The sequence below is a fragment of the Sulfitobacter sp. CW3 genome, from assembly GCF_019392245.1.
Lineage (GTDB): Bacteria > Pseudomonadota > Alphaproteobacteria > Rhodobacterales > Rhodobacteraceae > Sulfitobacter.
In genome coordinates this window covers 58,411-73,755 of the sequence record NZ_JAHXRL010000010.1, presented here as the reverse complement: position 1 = coordinate 73,755, position 15,345 = coordinate 58,411, and the positions used below count along the sequence as shown (strand labels likewise).

Genomic DNA, 15,345 nt, shown 5'->3' with positions numbered 1-15,345 from the left:
TGTATCTCCGAAGATCTGTATTTGGGGATTTGTTTTTGATGTGCTGGGGCAAGACCCAAAGAAACAACGCTCCTTTGGGTCTTGCCAGTGATCAGGCGGCTTTGGCGTGATCTTCGACGTGATCTGGGACATCGCTGGTCTCAACTGTTGCAGCCGGCGTGACGGTTTGCATATCAGGCGGGCACCATGTGGCCACGGCCGTGCGCTGTGCGTCGGTCAGGGTTGCAAAAGGCTCTGCAAAGAGCTGATCGCAAAAGGTGACCACGTCGTTCTTGCTGGAACCGGCAAGATTGAGTGCTTCTTGGGTCAGGCCGAGGTCTGCATTCAGCATATGCAAAAGCTGTGCCTTTTTAAAACGACCGAAGAGCGCTGCATTCGGGGCCCAATGCGCGCGGACATCGGGCATGATTTCTGCTTCAAGGTCGTATATCAGGACGTCTGCGGTCCGGTTGCGCGCAAAACAGGGTTTGACCGTCAGCCCGACAGCGAACGCAACAAGGGCGGCCTTCTTGGAGCCATCAAGCGCACGGAACTTGGCAAATTGCTCGGCAGGTGAGCGGGTTTCATCGGCCCAGCTTAGATCCAGCGTTTCGCGGATCACGTCCATTTGCTCCTGCGCGGTTCGGTCAATCTCATCAAGCTTGGCGTGGGTGCGATGCTGAGCAGTTACCGTCAGATCGACAGCATAGGTACGGGCACCAGCGCAGAGCACATCGTTGATAATCTTGAACAGAGCAAAATCCGTGGCAATTTCAGGGTGGGATGCCAAGGCGGCTCCCAGAGCCATCGCCCGTTCCATCTTCAGGTCAGAGGAAAGTGCTGCAGAATAGGTAATGGCGTCGCTCTTGGTCACATCCTTTGGCGCTATGTTTCCGTCACCTCCAGAAGTCGCATTTGCGCAGGCTTGATCTTCTGGGCGGATCAGACCAACCGTCAGATGGACATTGCTGTGGTTCCAGGTCGCAAACACTCCGGCGTTCTTGAGGTCATCCGGCAGATACCCGGTTTGCAGCTCATCCGCCTCTTCGGTTAGCGTATCGATTTCATCATAGATCTCGTCCGCCTCGTCTTGGCTGATCTCTTCGGCAGACTGGCGATCTTCCAGAGCAGAAACCAGCGTTGCGATCTCCTCAAGTCGCGCTTGACCTGCTGCGTCCGGCACGATTGTTGCTGGATAGACGCGGCCATAGCTGCTGAACATCTGGTAATCATGCTCACCCGCTGCATCTGCCCAGGCGAACCCAAGACGGTCGCGCTCGGCTTCGGCGGCCGCCTGAAGTTTTTCGACCAAAACCTTTTTGGCCAGATCCATATCTTCAAGGACCGAATGCTCGTCCAGCAAGTCCGCGGCAACTCCTCCTCCTTTGGCTTCATAGTCGTCTCGGATGAACGCACCCAACGCGTCACCCACTTGAATCCCACGGGCGCGCAATGTGGACTTGATCTGATGTGCATGCGGCCGCGCCCCGTCCTGGGTCAACGCCTCAAAGACTTCGAACTGGACTTCCGGGGAGGGATGATCGGCAAATGCCTTCATGGCATCCAGAGTGAGTGTCTTGGCCCGGACTGCTTCGCGGATGCTGGAATGAACAAGCCCGTACCGGAGGCGTTCTTTGACGGCAATCTCGGTCGTACCGAAGGTCATCGCGATACTGGCGATCGACTGATTGTCGGTCTTCATCATCCGGGCAAAGGCTTCAAACTGGTCAATCGGCGACATTGGGGCCTGGGTGATGTTCTCAGCCAGAGAGATGGCAGTTGTCAGATCGCAATCGGCGGGCACGACCCGACATTCGACCTTCGTTTTGCTTGTAAAGGCCTTCTCAGATGTATCAGCAGCCAGTTCTTGTAGAGCGGCGCGACGACGACCGCCGCCCAAAACACCGTATTTCGACCCGATCTTCTGCACAACCAGGGGCTGGATGAGGCCGAGCGTCACAATGCTGGCCTTGAGATGTACAATATTCTCGGGTTCATAAGCCTCGACGGATTGAGCACGCACGTTGGCGGGATGCTGTTCCAGTTTTCCGATTTCAATCTGTTGGGATGTCATTTGGGTTGTCATGATGCTTCCTTTATTGGTTGGTTCGATCCCGAAATGTCAGGATCACCCCCCAAAGAAGCCTGCTTTTACTTTCCTTCCGTCCGCCGGTTTCAGCCCCCGTCTTCCAGACCTTTGAGCACCAAGCCCATCTTCATTCCCCAGCAAGGTCCCGCAGGGACCGCGCAGCGCCCCATTTGATCGTAACCCCTGAGGCAGATCGACGTACATGCAGGTCTGCATGAGCCAAAGGAGATTGGGCAGCTCTGTTTGCTGAGATGGTCAAACAACTATTGGAACAGCGGAGATGTATCGTGCGGTGTTCTGGGGTGGAGCCGATTTAACGGCGCAGGCCTAGAGCAAGGTGCCCCGACTTGCGGGGCAGGGGCCATGAAACGCTCATCAGGTAGTGCTTAGATGCCAACCGAAGAAATGCTTCACGAGGCTCACTTGTTTGGCCAATCTGGCCCAATGGAATGATGGACACAGAAACTACTTTTCATGTTTGAAATAGTCTGTCGCGAGAACTTTGGGCCTCAGGGCAGAAATATGACAGTTATTTACTTGATCCAATCCGGTACGCGACCCTCTGCTTCCTTTTTCTAAGCATTTTCAACGTTTCTAACTTTTAAGTGGTTATTTGAGCAAATTAGCCCGTCGGTTTGCTGTGTTATATATGTGTTATATAGTGTGTTAAGGCACTGAAAATACAGATAAGTCATTGGCGCATAACAATAAAATTGGACAAGCGGTGTGTGTTACCCCGAATGGACGTGTCTGATACCCCGAACCTTAGTGTGTGTTACCCCGAATCGGGCTAGGTGGATCTGCAGACGAGTTGAGGGCGGTTGCCCATCGTTTGGTTGTTCGATTCGGTTTCTGATGCCTCAATTTTAGACCGTTATAGGGCAAATGTTCCAGCATCGGTGGGTGAAACCCCGAATCAGCCCGACTTGGTGTGTAAAACCCCGAACCAGCGGAGCGTGTGTGATACCCCGAAAGATGGCCTCGGCCCTTAATAATCAGGCAAAGGTGTGTGAAACCCCGAATACCCAGCCGCGGTGTGTAAAACCCCGAACCAGCCGATTGCATATTTTATAGTGTAAAGCGACATTTAGCCGGAATGCAGGTCTCCAAGTGTCTAATACCCCGAATCTCTTGACAGGTGTGTGAAACCCCGAATAGTTATCCACATGGTGTCTAATACCCCGAATCAAAATTTGCAGCTCCTTCCGGAGCGCCACCCGCAAGATGATCTGTTCATCTGCGATGTGGCGGATGCAGTGCTGAAGGATGTGATGCCGCAGATGGAGCATCCGTTTTATTCACTCTCCAAGAAGCCTGAAACAGCTGTTCGACGCTATGAGCATAACGGTCATTGGGTAGAGATCACACCCAGTGTGAAGGGGTTGGCGACGATCTATGACAAGGACATCCTGATCTATTGTATTTCCCAGATCATGCATAAGCTGCGGGATGGAGAAGAGGTGTCAAGGCGCGTCCGCCTGAACTCCCGTGATCTGCTGGTGTTTGCCAACCGGGGAACGTCTGGCAAAGACTATCAAGCGCTTGTGCAGGCGGTGGACCGTTTGGCGGGCACGCGGATCAGCACAAACATTCAAACCGGCGATGAGGAACAATACGATACATTCGGCCTGATCGATGCGGCCTCTATCAGACGCAAGCACGGCAATGATGGGCGCTTGCTGTGGTGTGAGCTTAAACTTTCCGAGTGGGTGTTCAATGCGATCCGCGCGCAGGAAGTGCTGACGCTGCATAAGGACTACTTCAGGCTGCGCAAACCGATTGAACGCCGGGTCTATGAGATTGCCCGCAAACACTGTGGGCGCCAACCGACGTGGTCCATCAACTTAGATCTGCTGCATAAGAAATCCGGGTCAAAATCCTCGCTGAAAGAGTTTAGGCGGTCCTTGCGGCATTTGGTCGAACATGATCATCTTCCCGACTATTCGATCTCTTTCAAAGGAGATACGGATCTGCTCGTCTTTGTGAATCGGGGGACGATGTACAAAGAAGTTCAGGTGGTCGAGGCGGCGGCGCGCATCGTACTGGAAGCTGCGACTTATGAAGAGGCGCGCGACGCGGCACCGGGGTGGGACATCTACCATCTCGAAGGCGAATGGAAAGCCTGGATGAGCGATGGTGGTCTTGACGCACCAAAAAACCCGGACCGGGCGTTTGTGGGGTTCTGTCGCAAGTGGTTTGAGAAGAGAGGCCGCCCCTGAATCTGGCCGACCGTCGTAGCGGTTTTGGCTTGTCCCGAGCCTTTCATGGTTGTGATTGCGGATAACTCAATTGATCTGACGCGCGCGTAACGCCAGTGGCATCGAACCCAACCCGTTACAAACCCGTGGTTGAAAAGTGACACCTCACATTTCCTTGCGATTGTTCTTGCAGCAATTTTGCAAAAGTCTATGAACACCTTGATTAACGCCCAAGCATATGACCGTGAAGTATTATGAACGATGTGCCTGTACCGAGTGTACCCCTCAATTTGGTCACCAAGGAAGGCGTGGATGCGTGGCGCAACCAGAAAGAAACTTTCACCGTTTCCTATGGTCTGATCGGGCATGAGAAGACCGGGCGTCCGCTTTACCGCGCGCTGTTTGACAAGGCGGGCGAAACTTTTCTTCTCGTCGATCCCGACACATTGGACATTGTGTCAGCTCCGATCAGCTTCAGGGGCGAAGATGCGGTGATTGACCACCTGTTTGAAATTGCGCCAGGTGCGTCACCGGTGTTGCATCTGGACACAAGTGGGTTTGTTGACGGCAAGCTTCCGACCGCCGCATGCTTTATGGCGCAAACGTAGCATCATCTGGATCATAGGTGCGAGGTTAGTACCGGACCAACTCATAGCCGTGTCGGCCCTCGTAATCATGCCATTCAATGCCGACAGCGCGATATAGTCCCATGCCGCTGTTACAACTTGTCGAAAGGGCCATCCACCCTGGCACATGATGGGCGCTTGATCTTGCCCAATTGAAGTCGCCTTGTCGGCCGTAGGTGCCCAAGAACGTGCTGTCGGTCTCTTGGCAATCGCCCTCGCTGCCTTGCGCACGGTGTTGATAATGATCCACGCGCCATACTTTGATGCTCCTTACAAAATCAAATGCAGCACCTGAGATATCGATATCGGCCGTGCCGTTGTCGTCAGAGATACTCTGGGCCAGCAACAGCATTGCGGCTGTCTGGTCTGCAACATCATTTGGTGCCGACCTGTCTTGGGACCCTTCACCAAGGGATATCAACGTCGGCAGGGTGTCGCTCGGGATCGATTGCGCCGGAACATTTTCAAAAGCATAGCGCAAGAAGGCTGCGCTTGGTGACACTTTCTGCGGCGTGTTCAGCACCGTGCGCATCGGGCATCGCCAGATTTGAAGAGGCGGCTCAATAGGCCAAGGCGTGATCCTGCGTATGAATACGGCGCGCGCATGTGCACAGGGTGCAGAGGCGGGCCAGCCGCCGGACAAACACAACAAGATCGCACAATCAACTTGGTAGGCTTGGGCGGGTCGCGGCGCTATTGCGACAAGGCTGGACAGGGCGAGCACCAAGAGCAGGCAGCGGGTTTTGAGAAAGTCAGTCATTCAGATCTCCGATTTGAGCGATGTGGGGCTGGGGGTGGTCAATCACTGCCTTGGGGGCGTGTCCAAGAGAGTGGTGTAGTCACGAATTGCGTCTTCAATCTCGAGGCGCGTTACGCCATGGGCATGTTGCAGGCAGTTGAGATAGTCTTGAGCGTCAGTGAAATACTGGGCGAATTCCGCCGAGAGCTCTGCCCTGAACTCACTCAGCATCTGCGGATCGTTTGGGAGAAGGGGGACCGCCGGGGGCAGACAAAAAACAGTCTGGGCGACCGCGGCGACTGGGATGGTACAGACACTTAGCAACAGGCCATATGCCGAGCTTCGAAATGCCATGTCGAATCGCGAAAACAAATAAGAAGCTGCCACACCTGTGGCAGATAATTTCGTGGATAGAGTGTATGAACCCGGCGGCGCACTCATGGATTTTCGACAGCGTGGCGAATGGTCATGGGGATGATATTTCCCAACGTCGTAAGGATTTGAGGTCACAGAGAGACAAGAAATCAGCCTCCTGATGGTCTGATTTCAGCATACAACCTGAAATGGCATTGACTAGGTTAAATATGTATCCTAACGATGAATACGTAAACTATTGTTATGCGCGAAGTGCTAGCGATGGTTGGAACGGTGGTGTTAGATGACCCAGACAAGTGGCTTTGGCTGCTGCTCTGGGGAGTCGAAAATGAGAGACAGATCGTCTGTGCGCAAGATGGCCGGGGTCCGCGAGGACGTTTTGGCTGGGGGAACGTTGGAAGTCGAATGCATCGAGGGTGCACAGAAGGATAAAGGTGTATGGCGGGGGCTTTGGCGGCTTTTCGTGTGTACGGCGGGTGATGATGGTGCGCCTTTGCGGGCACTGGTTGTCGTCGCAGGGGACGCAAGTCCAAAATACATCGTTACTGTATCCGGTCTGGTATCTCTTGCTGTTGAACTTGGCTTTACCGTTGTGAATATCCCTCTTGCCGCAGGCCAAAAAGAGGTTTGGGAAATTGCGGAGGACAACGGCTAACACTCTTTGGATCATTGCGCTTTGTGTGATCGCCGTCCTCTCAACAGCTCCAATCGGCTACGCCGATGTTATAGACCTTGAAAAAGGTGAGTTCTCAAACACCACAAGAGTATCCAGCCCATTCGTGTCAGGGGTGCTGGACCTTGATCGGCCCGCCTCACAGCCCACTGCCCAGTCAGACCCAATAACATTGCCACGCCTAACCGCCCCAAGGCGGGGTAGTGCAAAAGTTGAGGCGATGGTGCGCAGGGTTGCTGCACAATATCTCGATCATCCAGGGATCGCGGCCGTCGACATGTCTGGACTGCAGTGGCTCGCGCTCTTTCGGGCCAACATTGGTATTGAGTCCAATTTCAGACAATCAGCTGTGTCCCCTGCCGGGGCCATCGGTCTGGGCCAACTGATGCCCGGCACTGCACGTGTGTTGCGGGTTGACCCGCATGATGCCGAAGAAAACCTGCATGGGTCGGCCCGCTACCTTCTGGCCCAGATGTTGAAATTTCGATCCGCTCAACTGGCGCTTGCCGCCTACAACGCGGGTCCTGAAGCCGTCACTCGATATGGCGGCATTCCGCCCTATCGCGAAACGCAAGAACACGTCGTCAAAGTGTTTGCGCTTTATCGCGCAACGATTCCTCAGGAGAACTTATAATGAAAAGATTTAGGCCTCTATTGGCTCTGATCCCCCTCTTTGTCTTGATTGCACAGCCCGCGCTCGCACAAAACCTCGATCCGTTGGAAAACATGCTGCAAACGGTCGTTGATGCACTCACCGGACCAATTGGTCGGCTTGTCGGCATCCTGGGCCTGGTCGCTGCTGGATATATGATGTTCACCGGGCGTCTCAACTGGCCGCTCTTCTTGGCAATTTTCCTTGGCATCGTTTTGGTGTTTTCCGCCGCGACAATCATTGACGGTTTCGCCGCCCCGTAAGAACCTCCGCGCCCTGCTTTCGACGTAGGGGAGCAGGGCGTAACCAATTTGACAAAGTGATTGCCCATGCGCGAAACACCCATCTTTCTTGGACTGACAAGACCTCCCAAGTTCTTCGGGTTGCCCATTGGATATTTCATTGGGCTGATGATGACGGCGGTCATCCCCTTTGTCGGGTTGGATGAGTGGAAGTTCCTGCTTCTGATCCCTGCAGCCTATCCGGTCTTGTGGGTGATTGCGGACCGCAATCCGGCATTGTTCGAGATTTTGGCGACCGTCTACACGGCGACGCCGCCCACGACGAACCGCGCCATTCGGGGCGGGGACAGCTATGGCCCCACGCTGTCGATGGCGGGATCAAATACCGCTCAGTTGATTGGAAAAGCGGCCAGCAAGGAAGAGCCGGCGGCGCGGCATCTGCCATATATGTCAGCACTCACAGATGACATCATTCTGACGCGGCAGGGGGATCTGATGGCTTCGGCTGTGGTGGAGGGCCTCGACAGCTTCACATCTGATGATGGTGAAGTGGATACGCAGGCCGAGGCCTTTGCCCGTCAGGTTGGGCAGTTCGGAGAACAATTCGGGTTTTACGTCAACAAGATCACCATCCCGGAAAAGGTCGATCTTGATCCTGTTGACGAAGATGCGTTTACAACCGAGGTGGATCGACGTTGGCTGTCAGATGTCACATCACGCAATCTCAAACGGCGCGTGATCATGATCTCTTTGCTGCTGCGGCCGAGCATCTCTGATAAACTGGGCCTGTCGAAGTACTTCTCGCCCAAGAAAGAGAACGCGCAGTTTCGCGCCGAACTTATCGAGCGCAAAGACAAGCTCAATGAAGCCATGCGGTTGCTCGAGGGAATGCATCAGGGCGTCGGGTTCAGGCGGTTGCGTGTGGGAGATGGGGAATGGTTGGGGCTCTTGGGCGCTGTGCAGGGCCAAAGCTATCAGCCACGACATGCTGTGCCTGGTCAGTTTCTCTCTACTGCCGGGGTCAACAGCGAGTTCACCTTCAAGGGCAAGCTCGTTGAAATCGACAATGGTCAGGAAAAGCGGTTTGGTGCCTTGTTCGGGGTTCAGGCTTATAGCCCCAACACTTGGCCGACCATGCTTGACGCGTTGGAACTGCCCTTTGATATTGTGATCACCAACAGCTTCACGCCGCAGCGCAACAACGCGGTTGTTGAGAAAATGAAGCTGGTGGCACGGCAGATGAAGGCGACTGACGATGCCGCCCGCTCGCAACAGCAGGACCTGGAGCTTTCGGCAGACAACGTGGCTTCTGGTCGGCAGGTGTACGGCATTCACCACCTGTCCGTGATGGTCACAGCCGACAGCCCGAAAGAGCTTGAGATCGCGGCTTCCGAAGTCTGGCGTGCGGCGCAGGAAACCGGAGCGACAATGATCCGCGAACGGGCGAATTATTGGGCGTTCAAAGGTGTGATATCCGCGCTGTTCTTCGCACAGGCCCCAGGCAATTGGTCGCATCGGGTGCGCACGGCTCTATTATCGTCAGACAATTTTTCCGAGATGGCAGCGTTTCACAAAGCACGGCCCGGCCGTGTCAAAGATCAATCCCCTTGGGGAGAGGTCATTACCGTCTTTCCCACAATTTCATCCGGCATGTACCGTTTCAATTTTCATGAAGCGGGCAAGCGGCTGGAAGAGCCAAGTGCGGGTCACACCTTGGTGCTCGGTCGAACAGGATCAGGCAAGACCATTGGAACGGCGTTTCTGATGGCGCAGGCGCGCCGCGTTGGGGCGCGGGTTTTGGTCTTTGACAAAGATCAGGGTCTTGAGATGGCGGTGCGGGCGATGGGCGGGGCGTATTCTTCGATCAAAGTGGGTGAAGCGACAGGCTTCAATCCCTTTCAGACGGAGACGGACGAGCGCGGCGCCGCTTGGCTAACCGATTGGCTGACGGACATTCTGGCCCGCAACAAGCCACTGACGACGACGCAGACCGTCGCGATCAATAACGCCGTGCGCCAGATCACCTCTGCGCAAGAAGGCTTGCGCACATTTGGGGGGTTGGAGAGCCTTGTCACCTCCACTGATGACGACGGAGATCTGCTTGCGCGGGTGCGTGAATGGACGTTGGGGGGTCGTTACAGCTGGCTTTTTTCAAAACAGGCAGACCTGCCCATTGAAATCGGTGAGGAGGTTGTGGGTCTCGATATGTCCGAAATTCTAGACCTCAGTACAGAACGTTCGGCGCTTCTGGCCTATCTCTTCCGCCGGATTGAGCGGGTGATCGAGGATCGCAAGCCGACCATGATTGTTATCGACGAAGCGTGGAAGATGCTGAACGACGAGATGTTTGAGAAGCGCCTTCATGATTGGCTTGTAACGATGCGCAAGAAGAACTGCGTCGTGATCATGCTGACCCAAACACCGGGCCACCTTGAAAAGAGCTCCGTGGGACAGATCATCGCGGAAAGCGTGACCACACAAGTGCTGTATCCAAACGCGCGTGCGAACCCGGAGGATTACAGAATCTTGCGGCTCAACGACCGCGAAGCAGATTTTCTATCACGCGGTGCCGGTGCGATGCGGATCGCATTGGTGCGCTCGGGAAGTGACAGCGTCTTTGTCGACATGGATCTGGGTGGCCTCGGAAGCGCGCTGACAGTTTTGGGTGGTGGGCGCACCGGCGAAGAGCGCGCACCTCACAATTGGCGCAAGGAGACCGAGTTTTGGAGACATATGGCATGAAGTGGATCACAGGAATTCTGTTGGCCTCGGTTGTTGCGGGCTGCTCCGGGGTCAGCACGGGCAAGCGCTCGGATTGTTTTGGCAGGACGGATATCAATGACACGTTTGTTACAAGAGACGGAACCAGGGTGTCGTTGTACGGCGGGTTTGCAGCTGTCGCATCGGCTGACGACTGTGGGTTTGTGGATTTTTGAGATGAAAGGGATTGGTCTCACAAAATTCGGTCTGCTGATTGTGCTGGCCAGTCCTGTTTGGGGGCAGGGGGTGCCGATTGTGGATGGCACCCGCCTTTCAAACGCCATCTCGCGGCTTTCAGAGCGCGCGCGTGACTTCACTGAACAAGGGACGAAGCTGACCACTCGGGATGAGCAGAGCACGCTGGAACAAGATCAGCTCGACGCTTTTGAACGGTTTCTGGAACAGACAACAGGCACAACTGACATCTCCGGTTTCGAGACAGGTGGCGGCGGTATGCCAGGTGCTGCCGCGACATTTCCAATAGAGGAAGATCATCCGGACCAGCAGCGGTTGTTTGGCGACAATGCATCTGTCGAGCAGATGATTATCACCACTGCGGCGCGGTACGAGAACCATGCGGGTGTGCGTAGGGTTGGACTAACGCCGACCACCTGGCGCATTCTGTTTCAGTCTTTGATCAAACAGGAAAGCCGGTTCAATAATGCTGCCGTAAGCCATGTCGGTGCGCGTGGCTTTTGTCAGCTTATGCCGGGTACGGCCGCCGATCTCGGCGTAGATCCAAGAGACCCATGGCAAAACCTGGACGGAGGTGCGCGCTACATTACCACCCAGCTCAATACCTATGGCCGGATAGACCATGCCCTTGCGGCCTATAACGCGGGGCCCGGCAATGTGAACAAATATGGTGGCATACCGCCGTTTGAGGAAACGCAAAATTACGTGCGCCGGATCCGGGGCTACTATGACGAATATCTGAGCATTATCACAGGGGCGGACATGACAGGCTCCCTCAACGGCATTGACGGTGCAAACGCTGCCTGGGGGAATTGGGCCGACGCCTCTAACGGATATGGGGCCTATCAAAGCGGGCAGGTGGATCAGGCAATGCGTCGGGTTTCCGAGTTGCTGCGTCAGTCCAAGCCAAATTCGGCCAAACAGGCTGTTGATCACAATACCTACATGATGGCGGAGCGTGCGCGGCTGATGGCTCTGACCCTGCGGATGCGGGCGGCCCACGTCAAAGTCGAAGCGGCAGCCGGAATGAACTCTGCCGCGCAAGACCTTCAATACACAACATTCTGGGAGTTCTCTGATGAAGGCTAGCATCAATGCAGCAATCATGGCCTTGGGCATCATGTTGTTGCCAATCTCGGCGCAGGCGCAGGGTGTCCCGGTCATAGACGGGACCAATCTTGCAAAGAATGTGGAGCAACTTCAGGCCGCATTGCGCGACGCAGAAAACCAGATTGCACAGATTGAAGAGCTCAAAAGGCAGGTTGAGTTGCAAATCGAGCAACTTACCAATCTTGAGAACATTCTGGGTTCCATCACGGGATTGAACGAGATCGCGTCCCTTTACAATTCAGTTGAGGACATCCGCAGCCGGGCAGCCAAGATTACCGATCTAAGCGGTTTCAGAAACGCACTGTCTATCGGCGACTTTGATGGTCTGCTCGACAATTTACTTGATGGTGATGTGACAATGGGGGAGCGCCGTGCAGCCGATGCGATGCGTGAAACACTGGCAAGTGCGGGGTTTACGCAAGAGCGGCTGCAGGGGCTTTCATCATCCGACAATACGGCGGATGGGTTGATCGCTGTGACGGCTGCGGCAAATGCAACTGCCATCGCAGCAGCGCAACTCTCCTATGAGGAGGCCGCGCAAAGCCTCGAGAGAATTGACGGGTTGGTGGGTCAGATTGCCAACCAATCGACGATGAAGGAATCCATCGATCTTAACACGCGGATGGCTGCTGAGACCAATTTCATGCTTGGGCAGATGTGGCGGCTCAACGCCGCGCAAGGTCTGGCGTCGGGTCAAAACGGGATCAACTGGGCCGCTGAGCAAGCAAAGGAACGCGCGTTCTTTGATTTTTCAGGAGCGGCAGAATGATGTCTCGCGCTATTTTTACATTGCTCGTTGGAATACAGTTTGCCTCGCCGCTTGCCGCGCAAGATATTGAAGGCCAGTCGTCTCAGCAACTCCAAGAGAGTGCAGTGGATGCTGTCAACACTGACGACAGCTTGCGACTACTGGCAGTCATGAAAGAGATGCAAAGACGCCAACTGCTGTTCTTTGCTGGTGCAAGCGAAGCAAATTGCAATCGTGAGCCAGACCGAAGCGGAATCTTGGCATCAAAACCTTTCGCATGGGGTTTCGCGCGGAAAGCCTATGTGACGTTCCTCAAACAACAACAGATCGAAAATGGAACGTGTGGGTGCCTCACGCAGCTTATGACGTTTGACGAGTTTGCAATCGACATGACTGGAGCACCCGCAGAAAGCATGGATGAGGCGCAATACGAAGTCCTCAATAGCTACCAAAAGGACATGGGAAATCAGATTGCGGCCGCGCATAGGGCACATCGTGCTGCAAACTGCGAAGCCAACTAAAGATGGCAGTTATTGAAGATGTTCTGACAGGGGTTGATGCGACTGTCGCCAGCATAGGTGCCGACGCCTTTGATGCCGTGGCGGGTTCTGTGGTACCAGTCTTTCAGGTTGCTGCGGTTTTGGTAGTCGCCTTGACAGGTGCAAACCTTGCAATTCAGGCCGTCCCGATGACTGTGCCAAACGGGATCAGTTTAATGCTGCGCGTAGGCGTTGTCGCAATCTTCCTTAACAGTTTTGGCAACTTCTTCGTCGTTTACGATGCGATAACGGAGGCTCCGTCACGGTTTGGGGCGACCATTCTCGAAGCGGTCACTGGAGGCGGTGTGACCAACCTCTATGACGGGTTGGACAATCTTTACAGCGAAAGCCTTGATGTCGGAAACGCGATCAGCGCCAATGGCTCTTATCTTGCAGGCGCGATCGCAGGGGTCGTCATGTTTCTCATCTCTGCACTGATGGCGACTATTAGCATCATTGTAATCGCAGCGGCAAAGTTAATGATAGGTGTGCTGATCATCATCGCTCCGCTAGCAATTGTATCGACGATGTTCAAACAGAGCGCGCCCTTTTTCGAGGCTTATGTGAAACTTGCACTTGGGTTTGCCCTCGTGCCGATGCTAGCCGCAGCAATGGCTGGATTTACCATCGCCACAGCAGTCGCAGTTACCCCCTCGGATATGAGCACAGTGGAAACTATTGGCGATATGGTGAGCTTCATAGTCGTGATGATGCTTGGAGCGGGGCTGATGTTGATGGTCCCATCGATTGCGCAATCGATGGCCCAGACGGGCATCGGGCTTGGGGCAATCGCGTTTTCAACCTACGCGCAAGGTAAAGCACTTGGTGCTGGCGCGGCCTCGGCCACAAATTCTGGGTCGCGATATGCAAGAGGAGCGGCAGAGCGTGCGATGGGTAAACCCTTGGCTCGGGATGCAACGGCCCCGCGGCGGGCAGGGTTTGCCAGCACCAACACAGTGATTTCCCTTGCTCAAAGAATGCAGCGGAAATGAATGCGAAAGAACAGAAAGAGCGTGTGTCGTGAGTGAACATGGTTTTGACATTGATTTGATTCTAGAGCCACGCCGCAGTGCGCGGCGGGCCTGGACTGTTGCATGGATTGCGGTTGCATTGGCATTTCTGCTCGGGCTTGCGCTGGTGGTGCTAATGCCGCTTAGAACGACAGAGGTGTTCACAGTCCTGGTCGACAAGACAACCGGACAGGCGGAGCGCATCGTTCAGGTCCAGCCGACAGGCATTCAGGATGAAGAAGCGATTAAACAGGCTCTGCTTGTCGCTTATGTCACGGACCGCGAAAGCTTTATACTTGCTGGCATCCAACAACGACTGGAAAGCGTTCAGCGCAGGTCAACCGGTTCAGCTGAAAGGGCGCTGCGCAATCTGTGGACCGACAGCAGTAACAACCAGGACTATCCGCCGCGCATCTATGGGCAGGGGGCGGAGGTCACCATCACGGTTAAAGCGATCAACTTTCTGGAGCCGCTCGTAGCCCAGGTTCGTTTTGAGAAGACATTGCGCAGGACACGTCAGCAGATTGTCACCCGTGCGTTTGTTGCAACCATTGGGTTCGAGTTTGAGCCGCGACGGGAACGCCAGCTTCAACGTGTCTGGGAGAACCCTCTGGGATTTGTGGTCTCGACGTACCGGGTTGACGCCGAAACTCTTGGGGAAAATTGAAGATGAATATTAACGAACAATTTGCTGCTGTCGTCATGATCGGCCTGATGCTGGGTGCCTCTGCGTCCTATGCTGAACGTGCGCCACGATCCCTTGGAGCTGATGCCCGGGTCCGGCAGGTGACCTTCAGCCCCATTGATGTCATCCGTGTGGATACGCACCTAAGGGTCAATACAGCGATTGAACTGGGAAGAGGGGAGCGTATCAGCCAAGTTTTGCTTGGGGATTCAGAAAGCTACGAAATCGAAGTGCTTTCAAATCGAAACACGGTGTCGGTAAAGCCGGTGGTCGCGCGCGCTTCGAGCAATATGACCATCTATACAAATAGGCGGACCTTATCGTTCCTGCTGACCGAAGGACGTACCAAAACCCACACGTTCCGAGTGGTGATTGAGTATCCTGAAGAAAAAAGCGCCCCACGCGTCGTTGCAACAGGGGCGAGAGATACCGGGTACCAATTTGCGGGAGAAGCACCCTTTCGCCCGCTTCGCGTTTGGAACGATGGAAGACACACCTATTTTGAGATGCCGCGCGACGTTCGCCCAAGTGTGTTTGGTATAAATGGAGCGGGATTTGAAACCACGGTCAACTCCACAACAAGCGGGTCGATCATCAAAGTGTCCGGCCTCCAGTCAGAATATTCCGTACGGATCGGCGAACGTGTTGTCTGTATCAGGCGTGTCGCTGGTGGATCTACTGGTGATCCAGCGGTCGTTTCTGTTTTGAGCAGCAAGGAGTTCTGA

Annotated in this window: 13 protein-coding genes and 1 pseudogene; 12 read left to right on the top strand and 2 right to left on the bottom strand. The window is 54.7% G+C overall.

Going from position 1 to position 15,345, the window contains the following annotated elements; genetic code table 11:
• Positions 1 to 91 precede the first annotated feature (91 nt).
• Complete coding sequence (locus tag KZZ06_RS17940) at positions 92 to 2,065, bottom strand: ParB/Srx family N-terminal domain-containing protein (RefSeq protein WP_219581385.1); 1,974 nt, start codon at positions 2,063 to 2,065, stop codon at positions 92 to 94.
• A gap of 1,196 nt (positions 2,066 to 3,261) precedes the next feature.
• Here KZZ06_RS17940 and KZZ06_RS17935 point away from each other — a divergent pair.
• A complete protein-coding gene (locus tag KZZ06_RS17935) occupies positions 3,262 to 4,287 on the top strand; it encodes a replication initiator protein A (protein WP_257884452.1) in 1,026 nt (341 codons plus the stop codon).
• A gap of 233 nt (positions 4,288 to 4,520) precedes the next feature.
• A complete protein-coding gene (locus tag KZZ06_RS17930; protein WP_219581383.1) occupies positions 4,521 to 4,874 on the top strand; it encodes a hypothetical protein in 354 nt (117 codons plus the stop codon).
• 25 nt (positions 4,875 to 4,899) lie between these two features.
• Here the strand turns inward: KZZ06_RS17930 and KZZ06_RS17925 are convergent, their stop codons facing one another.
• Positions 4,900 to 5,652 carry a hypothetical protein gene (locus tag KZZ06_RS17925; protein ID WP_219581382.1) on the bottom strand — a complete coding sequence of 251 codons (753 nt, stop codon included), beginning with the start codon at positions 5,650 to 5,652 and terminating at the stop codon, positions 4,900 to 4,902.
• 682 nt (positions 5,653 to 6,334) lie between these two features.
• On the opposite strand from KZZ06_RS17925, the gene KZZ06_RS17920 reads away from it, so the two are divergent.
• The 10 genes and pseudogenes from KZZ06_RS17920 (at position 6,335) to KZZ06_RS17875 (ending at position 15,345) form a co-directional block, all read left to right on the top strand.
• Positions 6,335 to 6,661: a hypothetical protein gene (locus KZZ06_RS17920; protein ID WP_203243541.1), complete on the top strand. Its 327-nt coding sequence runs from the start codon at positions 6,335 to 6,337 to the stop codon at positions 6,659 to 6,661.
• A gap of 253 nt (positions 6,662 to 6,914) precedes the next feature.
• Positions 6,915 to 7,313, top strand: a pseudogene (locus KZZ06_RS17915) (lytic transglycosylase domain-containing protein); the annotation flags it as partial.
• Positions 7,313 to 7,594 carry a TrbC/VirB2 family protein gene (locus tag KZZ06_RS17910; RefSeq protein ID WP_219581381.1) on the top strand — a complete coding sequence of 94 codons (282 nt, stop codon included), beginning with the start codon at positions 7,313 to 7,315 and terminating at the stop codon, positions 7,592 to 7,594. The pseudogene KZZ06_RS17915 and the gene KZZ06_RS17910, both read left to right, overlap by 1 nt.
• 66 nt (positions 7,595 to 7,660) lie before the next feature.
• Positions 7,661 to 10,315: a VirB3 family type IV secretion system protein gene (locus tag KZZ06_RS17905; RefSeq protein ID WP_257884451.1), complete on the top strand. Its 2,655-nt coding sequence runs from the start codon at positions 7,661 to 7,663 to the stop codon at positions 10,313 to 10,315.
• Between the two features lie 195 nt (positions 10,316 to 10,510).
• Entirely contained in the window at positions 10,511 to 11,617 is a 1,107-nt protein-coding gene (locus KZZ06_RS22680) for a lytic transglycosylase domain-containing protein (protein WP_306664495.1), read from the top strand.
• On the top strand, positions 11,607 to 12,407 hold the full coding sequence (locus tag KZZ06_RS17895) for a type IV secretion system protein (RefSeq protein WP_219581379.1): 801 nt from the start codon (positions 11,607 to 11,609) through the stop codon (positions 12,405 to 12,407). Before KZZ06_RS22680 ends, KZZ06_RS17895 begins: the two co-directional genes overlap by 11 nt.
• Positions 12,404 to 12,907 carry a hypothetical protein gene (locus KZZ06_RS17890; RefSeq protein ID WP_219581378.1) on the top strand — a complete coding sequence of 168 codons (504 nt, stop codon included), beginning with the start codon at positions 12,404 to 12,406 and terminating at the stop codon, positions 12,905 to 12,907. Before KZZ06_RS17895 ends, KZZ06_RS17890 begins: the two co-directional genes overlap by 4 nt.
• Before the next feature lie 2 nt (positions 12,908 to 12,909).
• Complete coding sequence (locus KZZ06_RS17885) at positions 12,910 to 13,917, top strand: type IV secretion system protein (RefSeq protein ID WP_219581377.1); 1,008 nt, start codon at positions 12,910 to 12,912, stop codon at positions 13,915 to 13,917.
• A gap of 28 nt (positions 13,918 to 13,945) precedes the next feature.
• Positions 13,946 to 14,602: a virB8 family protein gene (locus KZZ06_RS17880; RefSeq protein ID WP_219581376.1), complete on the top strand. Its 657-nt coding sequence runs from the start codon at positions 13,946 to 13,948 to the stop codon at positions 14,600 to 14,602.
• Between the two features lie 2 nt (positions 14,603 to 14,604).
• Entirely contained in the window at positions 14,605 to 15,345 is a 741-nt protein-coding gene (locus KZZ06_RS17875) for a TrbG/VirB9 family P-type conjugative transfer protein (RefSeq protein ID WP_203243549.1), read from the top strand.

What these genes read in the sequence shown, in the direction of transcription:
- KZZ06_RS17940 (WP_219581385.1), bottom strand. Translation starts at nt 2,065, where the DNA reads ATGACAACCCAAATGACATCCCAACAGATTGAAATCGGAAAACTGGAA.
- KZZ06_RS17930 (WP_219581383.1), top strand. Translation starts at nt 4,521, where the DNA reads ATGAACGATGTGCCTGTACCGAGTGTACCCCTCAATTTGGTCACCAAG.
- KZZ06_RS17925 (WP_219581382.1), bottom strand. Translation starts at nt 5,652, where the DNA reads ATGACTGACTTTCTCAAAACCCGCTGCCTGCTCTTGGTGCTCGCCCTG.
- KZZ06_RS17920 (WP_203243541.1), top strand. Translation starts at nt 6,335, where the DNA reads ATGAGAGACAGATCGTCTGTGCGCAAGATGGCCGGGGTCCGCGAGGAC.
- KZZ06_RS17910 (WP_219581381.1), top strand. Translation starts at nt 7,313, where the DNA reads ATGAAAAGATTTAGGCCTCTATTGGCTCTGATCCCCCTCTTTGTCTTG.
- KZZ06_RS17905 (WP_257884451.1), top strand. Translation starts at nt 7,661, where the DNA reads ATGCGCGAAACACCCATCTTTCTTGGACTGACAAGACCTCCCAAGTTC.
- KZZ06_RS22680 (WP_306664495.1), top strand. Translation starts at nt 10,511, where the DNA reads ATGAAAGGGATTGGTCTCACAAAATTCGGTCTGCTGATTGTGCTGGCC.
- KZZ06_RS17895 (WP_219581379.1), top strand. Translation starts at nt 11,607, where the DNA reads ATGAAGGCTAGCATCAATGCAGCAATCATGGCCTTGGGCATCATGTTG.
- KZZ06_RS17890 (WP_219581378.1), top strand. Translation starts at nt 12,404, where the DNA reads ATGATGTCTCGCGCTATTTTTACATTGCTCGTTGGAATACAGTTTGCC.
- KZZ06_RS17885 (WP_219581377.1), top strand. Translation starts at nt 12,910, where the DNA reads ATGGCAGTTATTGAAGATGTTCTGACAGGGGTTGATGCGACTGTCGCC.
- KZZ06_RS17875 (WP_203243549.1), top strand. Translation starts at nt 14,605, where the DNA reads ATGAATATTAACGAACAATTTGCTGCTGTCGTCATGATCGGCCTGATG.